The organism is Microlunatus parietis (genome assembly GCF_013407955.1).
Lineage (GTDB): Bacteria > Actinomycetota > Actinomycetes > Propionibacteriales > Propionibacteriaceae > Microlunatus > Microlunatus parietis.
The window spans coordinates 456,830-480,554 of the sequence record NZ_JACCBU010000001.1 but is presented as its reverse complement, the minus strand read 5'-3'; the positions used below and the strand labels follow the sequence as shown (position 1 = coordinate 480,554).

The 23,725-nt window shown below is 70.2% G+C and carries 22 protein-coding genes; 15 read left to right on the top strand and 7 right to left on the bottom strand.

Translation table 11 applies throughout. From position 1 onward, the window contains the following. The first annotated feature begins 59 nt into the window (after nucleotides 1–59). Entirely contained in the window at nucleotides 60–1,067 is a 1,008-nt protein-coding gene (locus tag BKA15_RS02355; RefSeq protein ID WP_179747918.1) for a Gfo/Idh/MocA family protein, read from the top strand. 19 nt (nucleotides 1,068–1,086) lie between these two features. Here the strand turns inward: BKA15_RS02355 and BKA15_RS02350 are convergent, their stop codons facing one another. The 3 genes from BKA15_RS02350 to BKA15_RS02340 all read right to left on the bottom strand — a co-directional run bounded on the left by BKA15_RS02350 (nucleotide 1,087) and on the right by BKA15_RS02340 (nucleotide 3,258). After that, nucleotides 1,087–1,878, bottom strand: coding sequence for a nucleotidyltransferase domain-containing protein (locus BKA15_RS02350; RefSeq protein ID WP_179747917.1), 792 nt, complete (start codon nucleotides 1,876–1,878; stop codon nucleotides 1,087–1,089). A gap of 79 nt (nucleotides 1,879–1,957) precedes the next feature. Then, the gene (locus BKA15_RS02345; RefSeq protein ID WP_179747916.1) at nucleotides 1,958–3,061 is read right to left on the bottom strand and encodes an epoxide hydrolase family protein; all 1,104 of its coding nucleotides are present in this window, start codon (nucleotides 3,059–3,061) and stop codon (nucleotides 1,958–1,960) included. A 29-nt stretch (nucleotides 3,062–3,090) separates the two neighbouring features. After that, entirely contained in the window at nucleotides 3,091–3,258 is a 168-nt protein-coding gene (locus BKA15_RS02340) for a hypothetical protein (protein WP_179747915.1), read from the bottom strand. Between the two features lie 7 nt (nucleotides 3,259–3,265). Between BKA15_RS02340 and BKA15_RS02335 the strand changes: the two genes are divergently transcribed. Continuing rightward, nucleotides 3,266–3,688, top strand: a complete 423-nt coding sequence (locus BKA15_RS02335; RefSeq protein ID WP_179747914.1) for a hypothetical protein — start codon at nucleotides 3,266–3,268, stop codon at nucleotides 3,686–3,688. 109 nt (nucleotides 3,689–3,797) lie between these two features. On the opposite strand, the gene BKA15_RS02330 is transcribed toward BKA15_RS02335, so the two are convergent. After that, nucleotides 3,798–4,745: a glyoxalase superfamily protein gene (locus BKA15_RS02330; protein WP_179747913.1), complete on the bottom strand. Its 948-nt coding sequence runs from the start codon at nucleotides 4,743–4,745 to the stop codon at nucleotides 3,798–3,800. A gap of 223 nt (nucleotides 4,746–4,968) precedes the next feature. Here BKA15_RS02330 and BKA15_RS02325 point away from each other — a divergent pair, with 223 nt between their 5' ends. Then, on the top strand, nucleotides 4,969–5,406 hold the full coding sequence (locus BKA15_RS02325; RefSeq protein WP_179747912.1) for a VOC family protein: 438 nt from the start codon (nucleotides 4,969–4,971) through the stop codon (nucleotides 5,404–5,406). A gap of 47 nt (nucleotides 5,407–5,453) precedes the next feature. On the opposite strand, the gene BKA15_RS02320 is transcribed toward BKA15_RS02325, so the two are convergent. Further along, the gene (locus BKA15_RS02320) at nucleotides 5,454–7,559 is read right to left on the bottom strand and encodes a GxGYxYP domain-containing protein (RefSeq protein WP_179747911.1); all 2,106 of its coding nucleotides are present in this window, start codon (nucleotides 7,557–7,559) and stop codon (nucleotides 5,454–5,456) included. Between the two features lie 217 nt (nucleotides 7,560–7,776). Here BKA15_RS02320 and ruvC point away from each other — a divergent pair, with 217 nt between their 5' ends. Together ruvC and ruvA are read left to right on the top strand one after the other, a co-directional pair. Beyond that, nucleotides 7,777–8,355, top strand: a complete 579-nt coding sequence (ruvC, locus tag BKA15_RS02315) for a crossover junction endodeoxyribonuclease RuvC (protein WP_179758183.1) — start codon at nucleotides 7,777–7,779, stop codon at nucleotides 8,353–8,355. Beyond that, nucleotides 8,352–8,960, top strand: coding sequence for a Holliday junction branch migration protein RuvA (gene ruvA, locus BKA15_RS02310; RefSeq protein ID WP_179747910.1), 609 nt, complete (start codon nucleotides 8,352–8,354; stop codon nucleotides 8,958–8,960). The genes ruvC and ruvA overlap by 4 nt, the downstream gene beginning before the upstream one ends. Before the next feature lie 10 nt (nucleotides 8,961–8,970). Here ruvA and BKA15_RS02305 read toward each other — a convergent pair whose 3' ends face one another. Continuing rightward, entirely contained in the window at nucleotides 8,971–10,491 is a 1,521-nt protein-coding gene (locus tag BKA15_RS02305) for a family 43 glycosylhydrolase (protein WP_179747909.1), read from the bottom strand. A gap of 167 nt (nucleotides 10,492–10,658) precedes the next feature. Here BKA15_RS02305 and ruvB point away from each other — a divergent pair, with 167 nt between their 5' ends. The 8 genes from ruvB to BKA15_RS02265 all read left to right on the top strand — a co-directional run bounded on the left by ruvB (nucleotide 10,659) and on the right by BKA15_RS02265 (nucleotide 20,669). After that, complete coding sequence (ruvB, locus tag BKA15_RS02300) at nucleotides 10,659–11,702, top strand: Holliday junction branch migration DNA helicase RuvB (RefSeq protein ID WP_179747908.1); 1,044 nt, start codon at nucleotides 10,659–10,661, stop codon at nucleotides 11,700–11,702. 12 nt (nucleotides 11,703–11,714) lie between these two features. Then, complete coding sequence (locus BKA15_RS02295; protein WP_179747907.1) at nucleotides 11,715–12,491, top strand: SDR family NAD(P)-dependent oxidoreductase; 777 nt, start codon at nucleotides 11,715–11,717, stop codon at nucleotides 12,489–12,491. Nucleotides 12,492–12,646: 155 nt separating this feature from the next. After that, nucleotides 12,647–13,186, top strand: a complete 540-nt coding sequence (yajC, locus tag BKA15_RS02290) for a preprotein translocase subunit YajC (RefSeq protein WP_179747906.1) — start codon at nucleotides 12,647–12,649, stop codon at nucleotides 13,184–13,186. Between the two features lie 55 nt (nucleotides 13,187–13,241). Beyond that, complete coding sequence (gene secD, locus BKA15_RS02285) at nucleotides 13,242–14,933, top strand: protein translocase subunit SecD (RefSeq protein WP_312878798.1); 1,692 nt, start codon at nucleotides 13,242–13,244, stop codon at nucleotides 14,931–14,933. Nucleotide 14,934: 1 nt separating this feature from the next. Then, nucleotides 14,935–16,188: a protein translocase subunit SecF gene (secF, locus tag BKA15_RS02280; RefSeq protein WP_218871025.1), complete on the top strand. Its 1,254-nt coding sequence runs from the start codon at nucleotides 14,935–14,937 to the stop codon at nucleotides 16,186–16,188. Continuing rightward, nucleotides 16,185–16,742: an adenine phosphoribosyltransferase gene (locus BKA15_RS02275; protein ID WP_312878797.1), complete on the top strand. Its 558-nt coding sequence runs from the start codon at nucleotides 16,185–16,187 to the stop codon at nucleotides 16,740–16,742. The genes secF and BKA15_RS02275 overlap by 4 nt, the downstream gene beginning before the upstream one ends. A gap of 46 nt (nucleotides 16,743–16,788) precedes the next feature. Further along, nucleotides 16,789–17,880, top strand: a complete 1,092-nt coding sequence (locus BKA15_RS02270; protein ID WP_179747904.1) for a potassium channel family protein — start codon at nucleotides 16,789–16,791, stop codon at nucleotides 17,878–17,880. Nucleotides 17,881–18,443: 563 nt separating this feature from the next. Further along, nucleotides 18,444–20,669 carry a RelA/SpoT family protein gene (locus BKA15_RS02265; RefSeq protein WP_179758180.1) on the top strand — a complete coding sequence of 742 codons (2,226 nt, stop codon included), beginning with the start codon at nucleotides 18,444–18,446 and terminating at the stop codon, nucleotides 20,667–20,669. A gap of 151 nt (nucleotides 20,670–20,820) precedes the next feature. On the opposite strand, the gene BKA15_RS02260 is transcribed toward BKA15_RS02265, so the two are convergent. Then, nucleotides 20,821–21,693 (bottom strand): haloalkane dehalogenase, encoded by an 873-nt coding sequence (locus BKA15_RS02260; RefSeq protein ID WP_218871024.1) that lies wholly within the window; start codon nucleotides 21,691–21,693, stop codon nucleotides 20,821–20,823. An 82-nt stretch (nucleotides 21,694–21,775) separates the two neighbouring features. On the opposite strand from BKA15_RS02260, the gene BKA15_RS02255 reads away from it, so the two are divergent. After that, the gene (locus BKA15_RS02255) at nucleotides 21,776–22,228 is read left to right on the top strand and encodes a MarR family winged helix-turn-helix transcriptional regulator (RefSeq protein ID WP_179747903.1); all 453 of its coding nucleotides are present in this window, start codon (nucleotides 21,776–21,778) and stop codon (nucleotides 22,226–22,228) included. A 5-nt stretch (nucleotides 22,229–22,233) separates the two neighbouring features. Beyond that, on the top strand, nucleotides 22,234–22,722 hold the full coding sequence (locus tag BKA15_RS02250) for a GNAT family N-acetyltransferase (protein ID WP_179747902.1): 489 nt from the start codon (nucleotides 22,234–22,236) through the stop codon (nucleotides 22,720–22,722). Nucleotides 22,723–23,725 lie beyond the last annotated feature (1,003 nt).

The window sequence follows — 23,725 nt, the reverse complement described above, 5'->3', positions numbered from 1 at the left end:
TTCTGACGGCGTGTCGCTGCAGAAGTGACTACTCGGCAGCATCGGAAGGACTTCCCGCGGTGCCGGTGAATTCGAAGCGGATCGGCGTGATCGGCTGCGGCGCGGTCGCCCAGTACGGCCACTTGCCGGCCATTCTGAGGACGCACGACCTCGAGCTCGCGGCCGTCTGCGAGGTCGACCGCGACCGGCTGGCCGAGGTCTCGGACGCGACCGGCGCCCGCCCGTGCACGTCGCTCGGCGAGCTGGTGGATGCCGACCTGGACGCGCTCGTGATCACCTCGCCGGCGCCACTGCACGAGGAACACCTCGCCTGGGCCGCGGAACACCGGCTGCCGGTGCTCTGCGAGAAGCCCCTCACGCTGGACGAGGCGGGCTCGGTGCGGACGATCGAGCTGATGGAACAGGCCGGGCAACCGCTCTACGTCGGCTTCACGTACCGGTTCGCACCGGCGGCGCTGGAGATCCGCCGGCTGCTCGGCGAGGGCGCCGTGGGCAAGCCGCGGGCGCTGCGGCTGATCTACCTCTGGGATCTGCACGGCGCCTTCGCCGACCGGGAGCACTTCACCGGCATCAACGAGCGCCGCGAGGGCCGGATCGCCGAGGGCGGCCCGATGATCGACTGCGGCGTGCACCAGATCGACCTCGCCCGCTGGTGGCTCGGCGGCGAGCCGGTGCCGACGTCGGTGATCGGCATCCGGGTCGAGGGCCGGGAGACGCCGGACCACCTGGTCGCCCACCTCGACGTCGACGGCTGCCAGGTCATGATCGAGATCAGCATCGCGTACGGGCACACGGCGCCGGCCACCCGGCCGACCTTCAGCTACGAGGTGATCGGCAGCGAGGGCGTGCTGCGCTACCGCCGCGAGGAACGCGAGTTCGTCGCGATCGGCCGGGACGGGATCCGCGACCTGCACTGGTCACCCGAGAAGTCCTTCGACGGCATGTACGCCGCGTTCGCCGACGCCCTGGCCACGGGAGCGAGCGACCTGCTGCCGACCGGCTGGGACGGGCTGGCCGCGACCAGGATCGCCACCGACCTCAGCCTCCGGGCCGCCGCCTCCGGATGATCGGACCCCCGGGAGTTCTTCAGGAGCTGCCGAGGTCGTCGGCCCAGAACCCGATCCGGTCGGCGAATACCGTCTCGACCGCGGCGACGACGCCGTCCGGCGCCAGGGCGTCGCGCAGGCCGGCCGGATCGGGGACGACGGTCGACTCGCCCCACGCGAACAGGGTGCGCAGCGGCCCGGCCCAGCCCGGCTCGAGTTCGGCCCAGCGGTGCGCGGCCGCCTCCCGGTCGGTGGTCCAGGTCCGGTCGTGGATACTGACCAACCCGGCGACCGCGAGCAGAGTCTTCCGGCCCACCCGCCGGGCCAGCGCGGCCGGGTCAGCCATCGGGTCGTTGCGCCAGCCGGCGGCGTGCCGGCCGAGGTCGCCGTTGAAGGCCCGGGCGGCGCGCCGGTCCGCGGGATAGGGCGGCTCGACCTCGCGGTCGGTGCGAGTCAGCGGTACGCAGTAGTGCCGCCGGAACACCCGATTCCCGTACGGGATGTCGCCGTCGCCGTCGTACTCGTCCCAGCGGACCGCACCGACGTCGACCGAGCGGCAGAGCCCGGCGAACCGGGCCGAGAGGTCGCGCTCCAGGGCGTCGGCGGTGTCGGCCGGCAGCCCGATCGCCAACAGGTCCACGTCGGAACGCCCGATCACGGCCCGCCCGGTGGCCACCGAGCCGTACAGGTGCAGTTCCGCGTCCGGGGCGGCGTCGGCCACGCCGATCAGGGCGGCTTCGAGGACCGGTTCGTACGCCAGCGGCACCCGGGCTCTGGCCGCGCCCGTGACGATGCACCCCCGATCGTCGACGTCTTCCCACGGATCTCGCACGTGCCCTCCTTCGCCCGGCCCGACCGTATCCGACGGCAAACCCGCACCAGCACGGCGGGCGGCGAGGTCGCGCCGCTACTCAGCGCAGCCCGGCGAAGAACTGGCGCACGTCGTCGATCAACAGGTCCGGCGCATCGTAGGCGCCGTAGTGGCTGCCCCGGTCCGCCTCGGTCCAGGACACCAGATTGTGCTGCCGCTCGACGAAGGCCCGGACCGACGGCAGGTCATGCGGGAACTGGATCACGCCGAGCGGCACGTCGGCCGCGACCGGCAGCTGCTCCCGGTCGGCCTCGGCGTAGATCCGGATCGCCGAGCCGGCCGTGTTGGTCAGCCAGTGCACCGAGGCGTGGGTCAGGATCGCCTCGACCTCCTGATCGTCCATGCACTGGACGTTCCAGCCGACCAACCCGGCCGGTGAATCGGTGATCGCGTGGGCCAGGCTCTGCGGCTGCTCGCTGTGCACCATGGCGTACGCGGCCGTGGTGGAGAACTGCTGCCAGGCCTCCATCGCGCCCCGGTCCCGCTCCGATAGGCCGGCGATCAACTCCGGGTCGTCCGGTGCGTCGAACCACGCCTCGGTGACGTGCGCGCCGATCACCGCGTCGGGCGCCAGTCGTCCCAGCTCGGGGGCGATCCCGCAACCCCAGTCGTTGCCGACCGTCCCGTACCGGGAGTAGCCGAGCCGCCGCATCAGCTCGACGAACGCCGCCGCGATCCTGCCGACGCCCCAACCCGTGTCCGGGGTCGGTCCGGAGAAGCCGAAGCCGGGCAGCGACGGCAGCACGAGGTCGAACGCCACGTTCGGATCCAGGCCGTGGGCGGCCGGGTCGCTGAGCGGGCCGATCACGTTGACGTACTCGAAGACCGAGCCCGGCCAGCCGTGGCACAGGATCAGCGGGATCGCGTCCGGCTCGGGCGACTTGATCCAGCCGAAGTGCACCCGGGTGCCGTCGATCTCGGTCTCGTAGTGCGGGTATGCGTTGAGCCTGGCCTCCCAGGCGCGCCAGTCGTAGCGGTCCTTCCAGTACGTGACGAGCTCCCGGACCCGGGCGTTCGAGGTGCCGTAGTCGACGTCGCCGCCGGCCGGCTCGGGCGCCCAGCAGGTCCTGGCCAGCCGGTCCTTGAGGTCGTCGAGCTCGGCGTCGGGTACGTGGATCGGTGCCGGCTGGATCTGATCGTTCATGGCGGTGCTCCTTGTCTCGGTTCGGTCCTTCACCCCCGAGGTCGGAGCCGATCAGCCGCCGTCGACATCGGGTTACGCTCGAACTGCCAATCGAGGATGTCGATGATGACGACCGCCAGCGATTCCGACACCACCAGCCAGGCCGCCGGGCCGATGAGCTGGGTGCTCGCGTCCCTGCTCGCCTTCATCGCGATCATGCCTCTCATGACGCTGGGTTTGGCGGTGCCTCCGCAGCTGATCGTCCCGGTGGCCGTGCTGGCCGGCGCCCTGCTCGCCGCACTCGCCGCGACCTGGGTCCGCAACATCTTCACGGCCGGCACGAGCAGCCGCGTCCTGGTCGTCGTCGGGACGACAGCGGCGCTGTCGGTCCTGGTCGCCGCCATCGTGTTTCTCGGCATCATGCTCGTGCCGGTGCCGATCCTCGTCCACCTCCCGATCGCGGCCCTGTTCCTCGGCGGCATCGCGACCTGGGCCGCGTGGCGCTTCCGCAGCGCCGGCCGCCACCTGGTCCGCGACCTCCTGCTCTCGCTCGGACTGCTGGCGGCCGGAGCCGCGGTGATCATGAGTGCGCTCTACGGCGGGTGCATGATCATCACCTGCAGCGCCTATTCGGGGCCGATCGAATGAGGGTCTGCTCCTCGATGTCGTTATTTCTCCACGGGCGAGCGCCCAAAACGCGATGGCCACGTGGAAATGCCTCGTCCGTGGAGGAATTCCGACACGCCGGATCCGGGGCTCAGGTCAGGTCGGTGTAGCCCGCGAGGATGACCGGCCATTCGGCGAAATGGCCGCGGCGGCCGGCGTTGGTCGCGTTCCAGCCGCCGTGCTCGAACCGGACCAGGGTGCCGTCGCCGTCCGCGGTGAAGGTGACGGTCAGGCTGGACGGGAAGTCCGGATCCTGCGCCAGCGTGAAGGTCTGGGCGTAGCGACGGCCGGGTTGCCAGTCGGTGATCGTGCCGATCGAGAACGCGCCGTCGGGGTTCTTGAAGATCACCTCGCCGTTCTCGATCACCACGCGGCCACCCTCCTTGATCCCGTAGTTGCGCCACCAGGAGAACGACGTGAACCGGTCGAAGGCGGCACCCGGGTCAAGATCAACTCGGAGTTCGTGAACGATCGGCGAGAGCTCGTCCGGCACTCGGTCGGCGCCCGCTGTCCGCACCTCCAGGTAGGTGATCCGGTTGCCGCAGGGGTCGTGCAACGTCACGGTGCGCCCGTGTTCCGAGTCCTCCAGAGTCGGCTGCGCGTATCCGAAATTCCGGCCGAGCAGTTCGGCGTGCAGGGCGGCGACCTCCGAGATCTCGATCAAGATCGCGGTGCCGGGCGTGCCGTCGCCGGGGTGTTCGGAAAGATCGATCCGGACGCCGTCGGGGCCACGCAGTCGCAGGTAGCGCGGGGCGTGGCCCTCGAACTGCTGATGGCTGATGACAGTCCAGCCGAGGAACTCACGATAGAACGCCTGCGTCGCGTCCCAGTCGAAGATCCGCAGGATGGGGACCACGGCTCCGGCCGGTGCTTCGGCGGGTGCCAGTCCGGACAAGGTGTTCCAATCCCGGACGCCGTGCGTCGCGGCGATCAACTCCAGGGCTCGGGCATGACTCAACTCGACGCCCTGGGCGGCCAGCGCGCGGCGCAGTCGTTTGGCCTGTGCCTTGGCCTCGGGCGGGGTGGGCAGGATGATCATGAGATGTCCTCTCCGCGGAGTGAACACATGGGGTGCCTGCGTTGCCCAGTCGATCCGCGGTGGTGTCATCGTCGATGATCAACTCTGCGGACGTACGGCATTCGCCATCCCGTCACCGGGGCAGGCAGCCGGCTGCCGTGGCCGTACCGTTGCATCATGCCACGGTCGCCGAGCCGGACGGAACGGCCGACCGAGAATTCCCCATCCTGACAGGAGGCGTGAAATGGCCAAGGAATTTCAGGTGACGTACGACTGCGCCGATCCGGGCGCCCTGGCCGGCTTCTGGGCCGAGGCGCTCGGGTACGAGTTCGACGCACCGCCGCCAGGCTTCGACACCTGGGATGCGGCGCTCGACGCGTGGGGGGTGCCGGCGGACCAGCGCAACGGCGCGTCGGCGATCCACGACCCCGAAGGAACCATGCCGCGGCTCTACTTCCAGCGGGTGCCGGAGGGCAAGACGATCAAGAACCGGGTCCACCTCGATGTTCGGACCGCTCCGGGCCTGGAGGGGGAGGAGCGGATGGCCGCGCTGGGCGCGGAGTCCGAGCGGCTGCAGGCGCTCGGGGCCAGGCAACTCAAGCGGAACGATCCGGAACCGCCGATGAGCCAGGGCTTCATCATCATGGCCGACCCGGAGGGCAACGAGTTCTGCCTCGACTGACCGCCCGAGCCCCGGCCCGTCAGGACCGGGAGCTCGGACGCGTCAGGTCAGCGCGGCGTGATCCGCGGCTCCGGCGTCGCCGTTCCGGCCCGCCGCCGGGCGGTCGCAGTCCGCGGGGGCGGCGGCGGTCCCGGGTTCGGCGTCCGGCGGAGCAGGTCGAAGAACGTGTCGCCGAGCAGCACCTGGTAGCGGTCGTCGGCCGCCAGCAGCTCGTTCAGCTGTGCGATGTCGGTCGGGTTCCAGCCCCAGGCGAAGATCCCGGCCGAGATGAAGAACGGCGAGTTCCCATCCCAGTCGGCGATGTAGGCGTCCAGGCCGGCCTTGAACTCGACCGCCTGCCCGGGGACGCCGAAGTGACCGATCACCGGCAGCTTGCCGTCGGCGATGATCCCGCCGCCGTCCCAGGACTGCATGATCCCGCGCAGCGGCGTGTTCTTCCGGTACGAGTCGATCACCCAGTCCGGCATCGGGATCCAGCCGTTCTCGTCCCGGTTGTTGTAGGCGTACACAAGATCAAGACCGGTCAGCCGCAGATAGCGTCCGGTCACCTCGGTGTAGGCGTCGAAGTCCGCCCGCGGCCAGGACCCGCCGTAGGTGTAGCCGGCGCCGGACGGCCCGCAGACCAGCAGGTCGTTCTCGGTCGCCGTCTCCTGGTAGTAGCGGTAGAGCGCGGGAGCCGTGTCGGCCAGCACCGGGCTGATGGTCCAGTTGGTCGGCGCCTTGCCGCGGTCCGGGTTGTCCCAGAGGTGGCGCATGTGCCGCTGGCAGTACTGGATGTTGTCGCCCTCGCCGACGGTCATTGTCACGTACGCCTTGTTCTCGATCCCGGTCCGGCGGATCCTGCGGACCCGGGACGAGATGTCGGCCGGCACACCGCCGTGCACGGTGCCGTTGGTGAAGAAGTCGGCCGCGAACACCTCGACGCTCTGCGTCGCGGCAAGATCAACTCCGCCCCACTCGCCGGCGACGTCGTTGGAGAACCAGCCCAGGTACGGCGTCGTCGTCTCGGTCGCGCCGAAGATCGTCCGGAGCAGCTCGCCGGGCTCCCCGTTCGGGTCCAGCCAGACCACCATCGCCCTGGTCGCGACCACGTAGTCGCGGAAGTGTGGGAACGGCTCGATCCGGGTCGGCGCGGTGTCGGTCGCGGAGACCAGGTACTGGTTCCACAGATCGACGGTGACCTCGAGCTTGGTGGTGCCCGCGGGCGGCGCGAACCGGTAGACGAAGAAGTTGCCGCCGTCGGCGAACCGGTTGGCGTCGCCGCCGATCGAGGAGTTGCCGCCCTCGACCAGGAACTCGGCCTCCTCGGGAGTGTCGGGCAGGAAGTTCGCGATCTCGGTGCCGTCGGCGAGGACCTTCACCGAGGCCACCGACGCGCCCCAGCCGTCGGAGCCGAACGCGTCGCCGAACTTCACATAGACGGCCTCGCCGCCGAGCTCGGCCGACACGTCGAATGTGTAGAAGTCGCGGTTGGACGAGTCCCGGATCTGTTCGGTCTCGCGGGCCACCTCGCGCCAGGTGACGCCGTCGACGTCGACCACCCGGGTCGGCGGCAGCCCGGTCAGCAGCCGCTGCTCGCACTGCGGCCACAGGTGGTCCAGCTGCCACTGGTAGATCTCGGTCTTGGACTGCCCGTCGAACCGGCCGCGGAGGTCCTCGATGATCTTGAGCTGGTACGTCTCCGCCTGCTCGGCCGTGGCCACCACGGCACCCTTCAGACCGGCCAGCGTGGTGGCGATGTTGACCGTGTCCCGCACCGCGGGGTCGTACACGATCGCGCCCTTGACCCGGCCCGCATACTTCGCGACCAGGTCCAGTGGTTGATCATGAACGGTCTTCGGTACGTCGATGCCGGCCAGCCACTTGTCGTCGACACCCGAGTCGTCGTAGGCGAAGTAGAGCTCCGGCCGATTCCGGTTGACCGCGCCCTGCAACGTGGTCAGCAGAAGTTGATCTTCGCCGTGCAGGGTGTGGATGTCGGCGACGTCGAGATGCTTGGGCCGGGCGAACGACGGCAGCAGCCTGCCGTCGGTCCAGGTCACGCCCGTTCCGGCCGCGGCCGCACCGGTGGCCGTCGAGCCGAGCCACCCGGCGGTCAGCCCTGCCGTCGCGAGTGCGGTGTTGATCTTGAGAAAACTGCGTCGGGAAACCATGGCGCCACTCCTTTGTGTGGTGATCCCGGGGGTACGAGTCCCCGCCAGTTGCGGTGACCGTACCAACGAGAACCGGCCCCGGTCAGCGCCTTCGAGGCAGCGTTCCACTCTTTGGTCAAACAATTTGTGAAAATGCGGTCGGGCGCGGGCCCGGCGCGCCGCAGGAGGCGGCGGAGGTACCGGGGATAGGGTTCCGAACGTGTGTTCGGATGGGTCGGTGCGCGTGCTCGGGGTCGACCCCGGGCTGACCAGGTGCGGGCTCGGCGTGGTCGACGGGCGGCCCGGCCGGCCGCCGACGATGGTCGCCGTCGGTGTCGTCCGGACCCCGGCCGACCTCGACCCGGCCCGCCGGCTGCTGCAGATCGAGCAGGGCATCGAGGAATGGGTCGCCGAGCACCGGCCGGCCGCGGTCGCGGTGGAGCGGGTGTTCGCCCAGCACAACGTGCAGACCGTGATGGGCACGGCGCAGGCCGCCGGGATCGCGATGCTGGTCGCGGCCCGGCACGGCCTGCCGGTCGCGCTGCACACCCCGAGCGAGGTCAAGGCGGCGATCACCGGCTCCGGTCGGGCCGGCAAGGAACAGATAGGACAGATGGTGACCCGAATCCTCAAACTGGACGCGATGCCGAAGCCGGCCGATGCGGCCGATGCGCTGGCGCTGGCGATCTGTCACGTCTGGCGCGGCGGCGGCACGTCGCGGCTGGCCGAGGCGACCGGCGCGGCGGCGGCCCAGCAGGCCCGGCAGCGGGCGGCCTACGCGGCAGCGACCGGACGGGTCAGGGGAGGACGGGCGTGATCGCCAGGCTGACCGGCGAGGTGGTCCAGCTCGGCGCGACCTCGGCGGTGCTCGACGTCGGCGGGGTCGGCATGCTGGTCCACTGCGGGCCGAACACGACCGCGAACCTGCGGCTCGGCCAGCCGGCGACACTGGCCACCTCGCTGGTGGTCCGGGACGACTCGCTCACCCTGTACGGCTTCGCGACGACCGAGGAACGGGAGCTGTTCGAGCTGCTGCTCACCGCGTCCGGGGTCGGCCCGAAACTCGCCCAGGCCTCCCTCGCCGTACTCAGCCCGGACGACCTGCGGTCCGCGATCGCCACCGAGAACCTGGTCGCGCTCACCGCCGTCCCGGGCATCGGCCGCAAGGGTGCCCAGCGGATCGTCATCGAACTCAAGGACAAGATCAACTCCGTCGGCCTGGCCGACCGCCCGGCCGCACCGGCACCGAGCCGGCCGCCGGCCTGGCGGGATCAGGTCAGCCAGGGCCTGCAGGGCCTCGGCTGGTCGGCCCGGGACGCCGACGCGGCCTGCGACAACGTGGAACCCCTGGTCGCCGAGAACCCCGACCTCGGCGTCGCCGAGATCATGCGTGCGGCGCTGAAGTCGCTGGCCAAGAAATGATGATCAAGAGCTAGACCGGGTTCAGCTTCCACTTCTGGCAATCGCCCTGCCAGTAGTTCCAGACCCGGACGTCGGCTCGCGGCGTGTTCGAACAGCCGGCCACGTCGAGCGAGCGGCCGCCGATCTTGGAGGTGATCCGGACGTGGTCGCCCGGCAGCCGGTCCACGTACCAGCGCTGGCAGTCGGCGCCGGTGTAGCCGGACTGCACCACGTTGACGTTCAGGTCGGGCGAGCACCCCTCGACGTGCAGCGCCTTCCCGGTGTCGGCGTTGATGATCTTGTACGTCCCGGTGCCGTCGTTCAGGTAGCTGAGCTGCCACCGCTGGCAGGCGCTGCCGACGTCGTTCCAGACCGATACGTCGGCGCCGTCCGCGGTCGAGCAGTCGAGCACGTCGAGGGCGCCGGCCGGGATGTTCTTCGGCGCGATCCGGTACGTCCCGTCCGGCACCGGCGCAACGCCCGGATCCCCGGACGGCAGGGCGACGTTCTGCCAGCTGGCCGACGGTACGCCGAGCTTCGGGGTGCCGTCCTCGGTGAAGCTGACCTTGTCGATCCGCAGGCTCCGGTCGCCGCCGCAGCTGCCGTACGGCGCGCCGCTGGAGCTGGTCACCGCGTGGTAGGCGTTCCAGACCTCCTTGCCGTCCGGCGAGGTGAAGAAGCTGTTGTGTCCCGGGCCGAACACCCAGTTCGCGTCGTTGCGCTGGAACACCGGGCTGGTCGACTTCTGCCAGGACCGCCGGTCCAGCACGTTGCCGCCGGTGAACTCGAGCGTGCCGACCGCATAGTCGGGGGTCGCGCACTGGCTGGCGGAGAAGAAGAGGAAGGTACGGCCGCCGCGCCGCAGTGCCACCGCGCCCTCGTTGACCAACCCGTGCTTCTCCCAGTCGTAGGTCGGCTCGGACAGCAGGGTCGTCGGCCCGACCAAGGTCCACGGATTCTTCATCTGCGAGATGAACAGGCTCTGCGGGCTGCCGTTCAGGTGCCCGGACCAGACCTGGTACAGCCTCCCGTTCGGCATCGTCAGCACGGTGCCGTCGATCGAGAAGTCGTTCTGGGTCGCCAGCTTCGCCTTGAAGGTGTACGAGCCCATCGGGTCGGAGCCCCGGCTCTCCAGGACGTACATCCGGTGCTTGGAGAGGTCCGAGCTGCTGTCCTGCGCCGTGTAATACACGTAGAACCGGCCGTTGAGGAAGTGGAGCTCGGGCGCCCAGATGTGGCAGCAGCGTTCCGGCGACGAGTCCTGCCAGATCGTGGTCGCCGGCGCCGTCGCCAGCTCCGCCACCGACTTCGCCTTGACCAGCACGATCCGGTCCACCGTCGTGTACGTGAGGTAGTAGCTGCCGTGATGGGTGAACAGCCACGGATCCGCGACGCCCTCCCGGAGCGGGTTGCGCACCGTCTGCGCCGGCGCGGCGGCCGGTTCGGCGTCGGCCTGGACCGGCGCCGCCCACAGCCCGAGCGCCACCAGCACCGGGAACAGCAGGGCCAGCAGCAGGATAGGGTTCCGTCCGGACCAGGATGTCGCGCGCATCTCGCCTCCCGAGGTCGAGCTCACCTCAGGCGGCTCGTAGACATCGTTGTATACGCATGCATCGTTCCGACTGGGCGGGCCCGCGTCAACGACTCGCGCTGGACCAGTTCCGGCGCCGGCGGCCCGTCGGCCGCTCCGAGCCGGCGGCCCTTGACACAATGGCGACGATGAGCGAGATCGATCTGACCAACCCGGACGCCGAGCCGGACGAGCGGGCGCTGGAGTCGGCGACCCGTCCCGGCACGCTGGCCGAGTTCACGGGTCAGCCGCGGGTCTCGGACCAGCTCGGCCTGGTGCTGGACGCGGCCCGGCATCGCGAGGCCGTACCTGATCATGTGCTGTTGTCCGGCCCGCCCGGGCTGGGCAAGACGACGCTGGCCATGATCATCGCCGCCGAGCTGAGCGCGCCGCTGCGGATCTCGTCCGGCCCGGCGATCCAGCACGCCGGCGACCTGGCCGCGATCCTGTCCGGACTGGTCGAGGGCGAGGTGTTCTTCCTCGACGAGATCCACCGGATGTCCCGACCGGCCGAGGAGATGCTGTATCTCGCGATGGAGGACTTCCGGGTCGACGTCGTGGTCGGCAAGGGCCCGGGCGCGACGGCGATCCCGATCGACATCCCGCGGTTCACCCTGGTCGGCGCGACCACCCGGGCCGGGTTGCTGCCGGGCCCGCTGCGGGACCGGTTCGGCTTCACCGCCCAGCTCGACTACTACGCCGACGAGGACCTGGAACGGATCGTCAACCGGTCGGCCGTCCTGCTCACGGTCGAGGTCCGCCCGGACGCCGCGAAGGAGATCGCGTCCCGGTCCCGCGGCACGCCGCGGATCGCGAACCGGCTGCTCCGCCGGGTCCGCGACTACGCCCAGGTCCGCGCCGACGGGCTGGTCACCCGGGACGTCGCCCGGGCCGCCCTGGAGTTGTACGAGGTCGACGAGCTCGGCCTGGACCGGCTGGACCGCGCCGTGCTGGACGCGATCTGCCGGCGGTTCGGCGGCGGCCCGGTCGGCCTGTCCACGTTGGCCATCTCGGTCGGCGAGGAGGCCGAGACGGTCGAGGAGGTGGCCGAGCCGTTCCTGGTCCGGGAGGGCTTCCTGATGCGTACGCCGCGTGGGCGGGTCGCCACCGCCGCGGCCTGGCGGCACCTGGGTCTGACCGCACCCGCCGGTGCCCGGGGTGCGGTGGCCGAACCGCCCGACCTGTTCAGCTGAAGGGCGGCGACGATGACGGGTCTGACTCGGTTCGCGGGCTGTACGGCGCTGATCACCGGCGCCGGGTACGGGATCGGCCGCGCCTGTGCCGTACGGCTGGCAACGGAGGGCGCCCGGGTCGTGGTGACCGACCTGGACGAGGCGGCGGCCCGGGCCGTGGCCGACGACCTGCCCCGGGTGGCCGCCGGTGATCACGTCGCGTACCGGCTGGACGTCACCGACCCCGACTCCGTGGCCCGGGCCGTCGATCTCGCGGCGGCAGCGCAGGGCGGGCTCGACATCCTGGTCAACGTCGCCGGCGGCGACACGCTGCACGGCGCCTTCGAGGAGACCGACGACGCGGTCTGGTCGCGGATGCTGGACCTGAACCTGCTGGGCGTGGTGCGCTGCTGCCGGGCCGCGGTGCCGCACCTGCGCCGGAGCACCCGGGGCCCTTCGATCGTCACGATCACGTCGATCAACGGCCTGACCGCGCTGGGCAGCGAGCCGTACTCGGCGGCGAAGGCCGGTCTCACCTCGCTCACCGGGAATCTGGCCGCCTCCCTGGCCCGGGACGGGATCAGGGTCAACGCAGTCGCGCCGGCCACGATCCGGACCCGGGTCTGGGACGAGCAGCCCGGCGGCGCCGACCGGCTCCGCGGGCTGTATCCGCTCGGCCGGGTCGGCGAACCCGAGGACATCGCCGGGGCGGTGGCGTTCCTCGCCTCGCCCGACGCGGCCTGGATCACCGGCCACGTGCTCCCGGTCGACGGCGGCCTGCTGACCAGCCCCGGCCTGCCGCCGGATTGAGGTTCGGCCGGACTCGCGGCCGCTGCCGTCTGTCTGTTCCCAGGGAGACTGGGTAGAGTACGGCGGTCGGCGCTTGCCGGCGCACATCCGGCGTGGGCATCGCACCCCGCGCCCCGAAGCTGATTTGTGGAGACATGGACCCCAATTCGCCAGTCATGACGATCGTCCTGATCGGTCTCATGGTCGTCGCGTTCTATTTCCTGATGATCCGGCCGCAACGGAAGCGGCAGCAGAAGCAGCAGGAGACGCTGAACGCGCTGCAGCCGGGGACCAGGGTGCTGCTGGGCAGCGGCGTGTTCGGCACCATCCTTCGGATCGGCGACAAGCAGGCCGTGCTCGAGCTGTCGCCGGGCACCGAGCTGACCGTGCTCAAGCAGGCCATCGTGCGGGTGGCCGGCCCGGAGGACGAGGACAACCCGGAGACGGTCAACAGCACCGTGCCGGAGCCCGAGGAACCGGCCTCGACGCTCGACCTGAAGGACGACGCCGACGCCGCCAAGCCCGAGGCCGACGAGCCGGGGGAGCAGACCTGGCGCGAGTACTCGATCAAGCAGGACGACGACACCGATGAGACCGCGGCGGACAAGCCGGCGGCCGATCAGCCCGCCTCGGAGCAGACGTCCGACCGTGGCACCGGACCGGGCACCGGCAGCGGGCCGGGGACCGGCGGCGGCCCGGGCGCACCCAAGGATTGATCCCGGCGCCCCAGGAATGACTTCGCACCAGTACTCGATAAGGAACTAGCAGCACGTGGCATCGAACAGCGGCCACCCGGGCCGTATCCTGATCGTCTTCGCCGTCCTGGTCGCCGCCCTCTTCGGGATCATGGCGATCAACCAGACCTGGACGCCGAAGCTCGGTCTCGACCTGCGGGGTGGAACCACGATCACGCTGACGGCGAGCAATCTCACCGGCGGCGGAGCGGTCAGCGAAGAAAGCCTGAACCTGGCCCAGACGATCATCCAGAACCGGGTGGACAGCCTCGGCGTCGGCGAGACCGAGGTGACGACGGCCAACGGCAACCAGATCACGGTGTCGGTGCCGAATGTCCAGCAGGACGAGCTGGTCCGGCTGGTCGGGCAGACCGCGGTGCTGCGCTTCCGCGCGGTGTACGCGGCGGAGCAGGTGACGCCACCGGCCCCGGATCCAACCCCGACCCCGACCCCGTCGTCGAGCGAGACCCCGGCGCCGAGCGGCTCGCCGTCGCCGAGCGCATCGACCAGCCCGACCGCGTCCCCGACGGGCAACGGCCGGCCGGCGCCGCAGCTGCCGACCGCGCCGCCGCCGCCGAAGACGCCGCGGCCGTCGGAGCCCGGGAAGGGTACGCCGGAGGATCAGGGCCTGACCTGGCAGCCGAGCCAGAACGACCAGGCCGAGTTCGCCGGCTACCAGTGCGGCGACGAGTTCCCCGACGTGGCCGACCAGCCGCTGATGACGTGCAACCGGGAGAAGACCGAGAAGTACCTGCTCGGCCCGACCCTGATCACCGGCGACAAGCTGACCACGGCGTCGGCGGGCATCCCGCAGAACGACGTCCGCTGGGTGGTGAACCTGCAGTTCAACGACGAGGGCACCAGGCAGTTCGCCGCGGTGACCAAGTCCCTGTCGACCCAGTCCGAGCCGAACAACCGGTTCGCGATCGTGCTGGACGGCCAGGTCATCTCGGCGCCGACGACGGTGTCGATCCCCGACGGCCGGGCGCAGATCGAGGGCAGCTTCACCCAGGCCACGGCGACCGAGCTGGCCAACATCCTGAAGTACGGTGCGCTGCCGCTGGCCTTCGAGGTGTCGTCGGTGGACAACGTGTCCGCGACGCTGGGCGGTGAGCAGCTGCAGGCGGGCATCATCGCCGGCATCATCGGCCTGATCCTCGTCATGGCGTTCGCGCTGATCTACTACCGCGGCCTGGCGATCGTGGTCCTGGCCTCGCTGGTCGTCGCGGCGGCGATCACGTACGCGTTCATGGTGCTGCTCGGCTCGTCGGTCGGGTTCGCGCTGAACCTGCCCGGCATCGCCGGCGCGATCGTCGCGATCGGCGTCACCGCGGACTCGTTCGTCATCTACTTCGAACGGATACGTGACGAGGTACGGGACGGGCGCAGCCTGCGCACGTCGGTGGAGACCGGCTGGCTGCGGGCCCGGCAGACCGTGCTGATCGCGGACGCCGTGTCCATGCTGTCGGCGATCATCCTGTTCATCCTGGCCATCGGCGCGGTGAAGGGCTTCGCGTTCACGCTCGGCCTGACCACGCTGATCGACGTCGCCGTGGTGTTCCTGTTCACCAAGCCGCTGATGAGCGTGCTGGCCCGGACCAAGTTCTTCGGCGGCGGGCACAAGCTGTCCGGCCTCGATCCGGCCCACCTCGGCGTTGCGGCCCTGCCCGGCAGCCGCGGCCGCCGGCGCACCGTCAAGGTCGGCGACCCGGCCCCGAAGGAGGCCTGACATGTCCAGGCTGTCCCAGTTCGGCCACAAGCTGTACACCGGCGAGGTCTCGTACGACTTCGTCGGCAAGCGGCGGATCTTCTACCTGATCTCCGCCGTCCTGCTGCTCGTCTCGCTCGCCGCGATCCCGATCCGCGGGCTGACCCTCGGCATCGAGTTCGTCGGCGGCGCCGACTTCCAGGTCGGGATGCAGGTCAACGCGCAGACGGTCGACCAGGTACGCGAGGCCGTCCAGGACTCCGGCGTTCCCGACCTGGACGACATCGAGGTCACCACGCTCGGCGACAATACGGTCCGGGTGCAGACCCGGACGCTCGATGCCGAGACCGAGGTGCCGGAGGTCCGCCGGGCGATCGGCGAGGTGGCCGGCGTGCCGGGCGACGACGTGACGTACAGCCTGATCGGTGCGTCCTGGGGCCAGCAGATCACCCAACAGGCGGTGATCGCGCTGTTCGTGTTCCTCGGCCTCGTGTCACTGATGATCGGCGTCTACTTCCGCAACTGGAAGATGTCGCTGACCGCCCTCGCCGCGCTGATCCACGACCTGATCCTGACCGTCGGCATCTACGCCCTGGTCGGGTTCACGGTGACCCCGGCGACCCTGATCGGCATGCTGACCATCCTCGGCTATTCGCTGTACGACACCGTGGTGGTCTTCGACAAGGTCAGGGAGAACGTCCGCGACCTCAAGACGAGCAACACCCGCACCTACTCCGAGGCCGCGAACCTGGCCGTGAACCAGGTGCTGGTCCGGTCGATCAATACGACGATCATCGGCGTCCTGCCGGTTGCCGCGCTGCTGTTCGCCGGAGCGTTCATCCTCGGCGTCGGGCCGCTGAAGGACCTGTCGCTGGCCCTGTTCGTCGGCATGGTCTCCGGTGCGTACTCCTCGATCTTCATCGCCACCCCGCTGCTGACCCAGCTCAAGGAGCGGGAGCCCGAGATGAAGAAGCTGGCCGCCCGGGTGCTGGCCCGGCGGTCCAAGCAGGAGAAGGCGTCGGCTCCGGTCGCGGCCGCGGCGACGACCGCCGAGCCGGCCTCGAAGAAGCCGGCCGAGCCGGCGAGCCCGGACTCCGTCGGCGACCCGAAGGACGACGCCGAGTTCGAGAACTACCCGAAGGCGAAGTCCTCGATGCCCATCTCGGTCGGGTCGGCCGCGAGCCCGCCGCCGCGGGTGAGCCGGCCGCTGTCCGAAGCCGCGGCGAAGCGGCCGCAACCGCAGAACAAGCCAAGGAGCCAGCGGAGGAAATCGTGACCACCCTCGTCACCGACCAGATCAAGGAACAGCTGGCGGGGCTGATCCGCGACGTGCCGGACTTTCCGGCACCCGGCGTCCTGTTCAAGGACATCACGCCCCTGATCGCCTCGCCGGGCGGCCTCGCCAAGGCGGTGGAGGCCATGGTGCGGCTGTCCCCGTCCGAGGTCGACACGGTGCTCGGCGTGGAGGCGCGCGGCTTCGTGTTCGCCAGCCCGGTCGCGCTGTCGCTGGGGGCCGGGTTCGTGCCGGCCCGCAAGCCGGGCAAGCTGCCGGCCGAGATCATCGAGACGGAGTACGAGCTGGAGTACGGCACGGAACGCCTCGCCATCCACGCCGACGCGCTGAAGGAGGGCGACCGGGTGCTCGTGGTCGACGACGTGCTGGCCACCGGCGGCACGATCGGCGCGGCGGTCGACCTGGTCCGCAAGGCCGGGGCCGAGCTGGTCGGCATCACCGTTCTCGTCGAGCTGGACCACCTGGGTGGCCGGAAGCGCCTCGCACACCTGGGCGTCGCCGACATCGCGGCCGTGCTGAACTTCCCGGAAGCATGAGGCCTTCCGCCCGGGCCGCGTCGCCCGGCTCGCGCGGAGGACGCTGATGCCGGAGTTCGGCCGGAAGTGGGTCCGGTCCAATCGTGGCCACTGGCGCAATCAGGCCATGGTCAGCCTGCCCGACAACCGGCCGTCGCCGGCCCGTCAGCTGGTTCAGCGGATCATCCTGGCCGCCGTCCTGCTGGCGATCTCGGTCTCGCTGGTCTGGTTCGACCGGGACGCTTACACGGACAACCTGGACGGCCAGGTCTCGCTGATCGACGCGATCTACTATTCGACCGTCACCGTGACCACGACCGGCTACGGCGACATCACCCCGATCGCACCACACTCGCGCCTGCTCAACGCGATCCTGATCACGCCGCTCCGGGTCATGTTCCTGGTGTTGTTGGTCGGTACGACACTGCAGGTGCTGGCCACCGAGGGCCGGCGGATCTACCTGGACGGACGGTGGAGGAAACGGATGCGCAACCATGTCGTCGTCGTGGGCTTCGGCACTAAGGGCCGCAGCGCCGTCGAGACCCTGGAGAACAGCGGCTGCGACCCGTCGAAGATCGTGATCATCGACGGCCGGGCCAGCGCGATCAACGATGCGAACCTGCGCGGTTACGCGGCCATCGAGGGTGACGCCACCCGGCGGGACATCCTGCGCCGGGCCGAGATCGTCAAGGCCCGCGAGGTGATCATCACGCTGGACCGGGACGACTCGGCGATCCTGGTGACGCTCACCGTACGGCAGCTGAACCCGTCCGCCCACGTCGTCGTCGCGGTCCGCGAGGAGGACAACGCCTCCCTGGTCCGGCAGTCCGGCGGCGACGCCGTGGTCACCTCCTCGGAGGCGGTCGGCCGGCTGCTCGGGCTCTCGGCGGTCAGCCCCAACCTGGGCACCGTGATCGAGGACATGCTGTCCTCGCGGGAAGGCCTCGAGGTCGCCGAACGCCAGGTCACCGCCGACGAGGTGGGCCGGCAACCCTTCGACATCCGGACCGAACACGTGGTCGCGGTGGTCCGGAACAAGACCCTGCGCCGGTTCTACGACCCGACCGTGGCCAGCCTGCAGACCGGCGACCAGGTGGTCGTGGTGCGCCGGGCCGAGTCCGAGCTGACCGGCGACCGGGATCCCGCGCCAGAGGTCTGAACCGCGTCGACGCGCACTGAGCAAGGCGGAAGTGCCGAGCCAGATCTGGCCTTGCCCCTTCGACAGGCTCAGGGAACGTTGTGGCCGACAGCACGAAAGCGGGCTCGAGGGCAAGAGAGCCCCGGCGTTCCTGGCCGAGTACTTGTCAGGAGGGAATGCCAAGGGGCAGTCTGAGCGTTTCAACTGCGTGAACAGTCTCGGGCGTGGCGGGCGTGGGAGCCGAAGCGGTTGAACTCCCGGTCCGGTACGACCCCTAGACTTGGGCAGGAACTGGTGAGGGGGTGTTCGCCGTGAGCGACCCGCGGATTGCCGTTGACCCGGCCGTCGATTCGGGCCCGGAGACGAGCCCGTCGCCTCGGCGCGCCCGGCCGGCACCGGCCCCCACCAGCAACACCCCGCGTCCGCCGTCGCCGTTGACCCCCCGGGTCCGGCCGCCGCTGGACGAACTGGACCAGAACGGGAACGGCAACAACGGCACCTCGAACGGGGCCAACGGCCACGCCCCGGGCAGCCCGGCGGTGCCGGTCCGGCTGACCACCGGACCGGAGCAGCCGCGGGTCCGGATGCGGCAGCGGCTGGCCCGCTTCGGCAGCGGCGGCCGCAGCGCCACCCCGGTGCTGGACCCGTTGTTCGCCGTGATCAAGGCCAACCATCCGAAGGCCGATCTGGGTCTGGTCGCGCGGGCGTACCGGACGGCCGAACGCTGGCACACCGGTCAGCTGCGGAAGAGCGGCGACCCGTACATCACCCATCCGCTGGCGGTCACCACGATCCTGGCCGAGCTCGGCATGACCGAGTCGACGCTGTGCGCGGCACTGCTGCACGACACGGTCGAGGACACCCCGTACACGCTGGCCCAGCTGAGCCGCGAGTTCGGCGAGGAGATCGCGCTCCTGGTCGACGGCGTGACGAAGCTGGACAAGGTCAAGTACGGCGAGTCGGCGAAGTCGGAGACCATCCGCAAGATGGTGATCGCGATGAGCCGCGACATCCGGGTGCTGGTGATCAAGCTCGCCGACCGGCTGCACAACATGCGCACCCTGCACTACGTCCGGCCGGACAAGCAGACCAAGACGGCGACCGAGACGCTCGAGATCTACGCGCCGCTGGCCCACCGGCTCGGCATGAACACGATCAAGTGGGAACTCGAGGACCTCTGCTTCGCCACGCTGCACCCGAAGGTGTACGACGAGGTGGTGCGGCTGGTCGCGAAGGCCGCGCCGAGCCGCGACGAGTTCCTGTCCGAGGTGATCGCCCAGGTCGAGGCCGACCTGAAGGGCGCCAAGATCAAGGCCACGGTCACCGGCCGGCCGAAGCACTACTACTCGATCTACCAGAAGATGGTGGTCCGCGGCCGCGAGTTCAACGACATCTACGACCTGGTCGGCCTGCGCATCCTGGTCGACACCGTGCGCGACTGCTATGCCGCGCTGGGTCAGATGCACGTCCGCTGGAACCCCCTGCCCGGGCGGTTCAAGGACTACATCGCGATGCCGAAGTTCAACATGTACCAGTCGCTGCACACCACCGTGCTCGGCCCGCAGGGCAAGCCGGTGGAGCTGCAGATCCGGACCGACGAGATGCACCGCCGGGCCGAGTACGGCGTCGCCGCGCACTGGAAGTACAAGGAGGGCAAGGGCGGCCCGAGCCACCAGATCAAGGGCGACGGCACCGACCTGATGTGGGTCCGCCAGTTGCTCGACTGGCAGCGCGAGACGGCCGACCCGAGCGAGTTCCTCGACTCGCTGCGGTTCGAGATCAACAGCACCGAGGTGTACGCGTTCACGCCGAAGGGTGACGTGATCTCGCTGCCGCAGGGTGCCACCCCGGTCGACTTCGCGTACGCGATCCACACCGAGATCGGGCACAAGACGATCGGCGCCCGGGTCAACGGCCGGCTGGTGCCGCTGGAGTCGGTGCTCGCCAACGGCGACGTGGTGGAGATCTTCACCTCCAAGGCGGCCGGCGCCGGGCCGAGCCGGGACTGGCTGACCTTCGTCAAGAGCCCGCGGGCGAAGAACAAGATCCGGCACCACTTCACCCTGGAGCGCCGCGAGGAGTCGATCGAGATCGGCAAGGAGGCGCTGGCCAAGCAGCTCCGCAAGGGCGGCCTGCCACTGCAGCGACTGCTGACCTTCGAGCACCTGACCGCGGTCGCCGGCTTCTTCAAGATGCCCGACGTGTCGTCGCTCTATGCGGCGGTGGGCGAGGGCACCGTGGGTGCCCAGGCCGTGCTGAACCGCCTGATCAGCGTCGAGGGCGGCGCCGACGCGGCCGCGGACGAGGCGGGTGAGGACCAGGTCGTCACCGGCCGCCGGCGGCGCCCGTCGACCTCGGCGAACGACTGCGGCATCCACGTCGACGGATCCAGCGACCTGCTGGTGAAGCTCGCCAAGTGCTGCACCCCGCTACCCGGCGACGACATCATCGGCTTCGTCACCAAGGGCCAGGGCGTCTCGGTGCACCGGACCGACTGCGTGAACACGTCGAGCCTGCGCACCGAGCCGGAACGGCTGGTCCAGGTCAGCTGGGCGCCGACCGCGAAGAGCTCGTTCCTGGTCGCGATCCAGGTCGAGGCACTGGACCGGAACCGGCTGCTCTCCGACATCACCCGCGCACTGTCCGACCAGCACGTCAACATCATGTCGGCCACCCTGTCCACGACGAAGGATCGGATCTGCAAGGCCCGCTTCACATTCGAGACCGCGGATCCGACGCACCTGGACCACGTCCTCCGCGGCGTCCGCGGCGTCCCGTCGGTCTACGACGTCTACCGCATCAACCAATAACAGCCCGCCGACCGGGCACAAAAGCAGGTGTTTTGGCGGCGTGTCGCTGCGTTGGTGACCGGTCGATCAAGAGGTTGGTCTCGGACCTGGGGCAGGGCTCGACACCCGTGGGTCGGCTCGCCTCTCGCGATGGGAAGCGAGCCGAGCCGTTTCAGCGGCGAGTCGCAGCGGAGCTGACGAGCCAGCCGGAGATGGCTGACGCGATCGCGGCCGGCTGGTCCTCGGGTGCGTGGTGGCCGGCGGCCCCGATGCTCTGTACGTCGAGCGACGCGACGTTGGCGCGTGCCCAGTCGACGATCGCGGGGGAGACCAAGGTGCCCGGTTCAGCCGTCAGCAGCAGCTTCGGCACCTCGGGGCTGTCGGCCAGCCAGCGGTCGTACGCCAGCACCCGCGCGTACACATCGGCCGGCTCGCCGTCCACCGGATGCGACCGGCCCCACTGCAGCAGCGGCAGCCGGCTCGCCGGGTCCGCGTACGGCGCGCGGTAGACCGCGAGATCCTCGTCGGAGATGCCGGGATTCGTTGCGTGCAAGGCGGATTCGATGAACCAGTTGTCGTCGATCGCCATCCGTTCGCCGACGCCCGGGGTGCGCAGCGCCTGGAACAGCTCGACGGCCGGCGGGGGATAGTCCGACCAGCTGAGCGGGCGCAGGAACGTCTCCAGCAGGACGATCCCGCGGACCTGCTCGGGCCGCCGCGCCGCTCGGTCGAGCGCCAGGGCGCCGCCCCAGTCGTGGCCGACCAGCACCACCTGGTCGAGCCCGAGCGCGTCGAACCAGGCGTCCAGGTAATGGGCGTGATCATCGAACGTGTACTGCAGCGCCGGCTTGCCCGACTGGCCCATGCCGATCAGGTCCGGCGCCAGCACCCGGGCGTGCTCGGCGATCAACGGCAGGACGTTGCGCCAGATGTGGGAGGAGGTCGGGTTGCCGTGCAGCAGGACCACGGTCGGGCCGCCGCTGCCGGCCTCCCGGTAGGCGAGGAAGGAGTCGAGTACGTCGATCGTCTTCATGGAGTTCCGCATCTGTTGGAGCGACCAATGTTGGTTCTACCAACGATAGTCGAGATTCGTGGGGATCACCAATGAATCGATTAGACTTCCCGCCATGAGTCCTGCCGAGAAGCCCGCGTTCGCGCAGCTCGCCGAGATGCCGGGCTGGCTGGTCGGTCAGGCGTCCCTGTTCAGCCACCGGCTGCTGATCGACCGGCTGGCCGAGGAGGGTGCCCGGCCGTACCACTACCGGCTGCTGGCGGCCCTCGACGAGGCGGGCCCGCTGAGTCAGGCCGATCTCGGCCGCCGGACCGGCATCGACCGGAGCGACGTAGTGGCCGCGCTGGACGAACTCGTGGCGGCCGGCTTCATGGAGCGCGCTCCGGACGAGGCGGACCGGCGGCGCAACGTCGTGACCGTTACCGGCGCCGGCAAGCGTCGGCTGCGGAAGCTGCACCGGCTCGTGAACGAGGTGCAGGACGAGTTCGTCGCGCCGCTCACCGCGGCCGAGCGGAAGACCTTGGTCCGGTTGCTCGGCCGGATCCTCGACCATCACCGGGAGGCGTGATTCGCGTGGAACTCCGTACCGCCACGGCCGAGGACTGGCCCCGGATCTGGCCGTTCTTCGCTTCGATCGTGCAGGCCCGGGAGACCTACGCCTACCCGCTCGACCTGACCTCCGACCAGGCCCGCGAGCTGTGGCTGCAGCCGCCGCCGGACCACGCGGTGGTCGCGGTCGAGGACGGCGCGGTGCTGGGCAGCGCCAAGATGGGCCCGAACCGCCCCGGCCCGGGCAGCCACATCGGCACCGCGAGCTTCATGGTCGATCCGGAACGCAGCGGCCGCGGTGTCGGCCGTGCCCTCGCCACGTACATGATCGACTGGCACCGCCGCAACGGCTTCCACGGCATCCAGTTCAACGCCGTCGTCGAGACCAACACCGCCGCCGTCCACCTCTGGCAGGACCTCGGCTTCAAGATCATCGGCACCGTCCCGGAGGCCTTCGACCACCGCGAGCACGGCCTGGTCGGCCTCCACGTGATGTACCTCCCCCTCACCTGATACCCCTTTTTCGCTGACTGGGCACCGGGGATCCGGCCCCGAAGCATGATCGTCATCCACCTGCCGATCATGCGAGCGGGGTCCGATTCGAGTGGAGAGATATCGACGCGATTCTGCTGTGATCACGTCGATAACTCGCCACTCGATGGTGCGCCCCCGCCGTGCCGAGATCGTCGCTTCTCGCCCTCCTTCGCTTCCCGGTGACTGGGCTGCAGCGCCGCGAAACGCCGGCAGAACGCCTGGCTTTGCGCCCGGTCGGCGGGAGTGGGGCGGACGGAGCTTCGGGTTCCGGTTGCGATGCGACGAGATGCAGTTCTGCGCCATTCGCCGGTTATGCGGCGGGTCCGATTCGAGTGGCGAGCTATCGACGCGAATTCCGCTGGGCCACGTCCATAACTCGCCACTCGATGGTGCGGCCGGCCTTGCCGACGCCGTCGCCACTCGTTGCGCCCGGCCCCCCACTGTCCCGGTCCTTCGGCACCCCCTGCTTCCTCCGCCTCGCCGCCGGCTGCGCAGTCAGCAGAGGAAGAAGAGGCGGATACGGAGAGCGGGGATGTGCCGGGCGGGCGGACGCGGTGGGCCGGGAGGTGCGGGCCGGGCGGAGGCGCTGGGCCGGGAGGTGCGGGTCGGGCGGAGGCGCTGGGCCGGGAGGTGCGGGGTGGTCGGAGGCAGTGGGCCGGCAGGTGCGGGGTCGGCGGATACGAAGTGTTGGGAGGTGCGGTCCGGGCGGAGGCGCTGGGCCGGGAGGTGCGGGCCGGGCGGACGCGCTGGGCCGGGAGGTGCGGGGTGGGCGGAGGCAGTGGGCCGGCAGGTGCGGGGTCGGCGGATACGAAGTGTTGGGAGGTGCGGTCCGGGCGGAGGCGCAGAGCTGGGAGGTGCGGGTCGGGCGGACGCGCTGGCCGGGAAGCGCGGGGTGGTCGGAGGCAGTGGGCCGGCAGGTGCGAGGTCGGCGGAGGCGAAGTGTTGGGAGGTGCGGGCCGGGCGGAGGCGCTGGGCCGGGAGG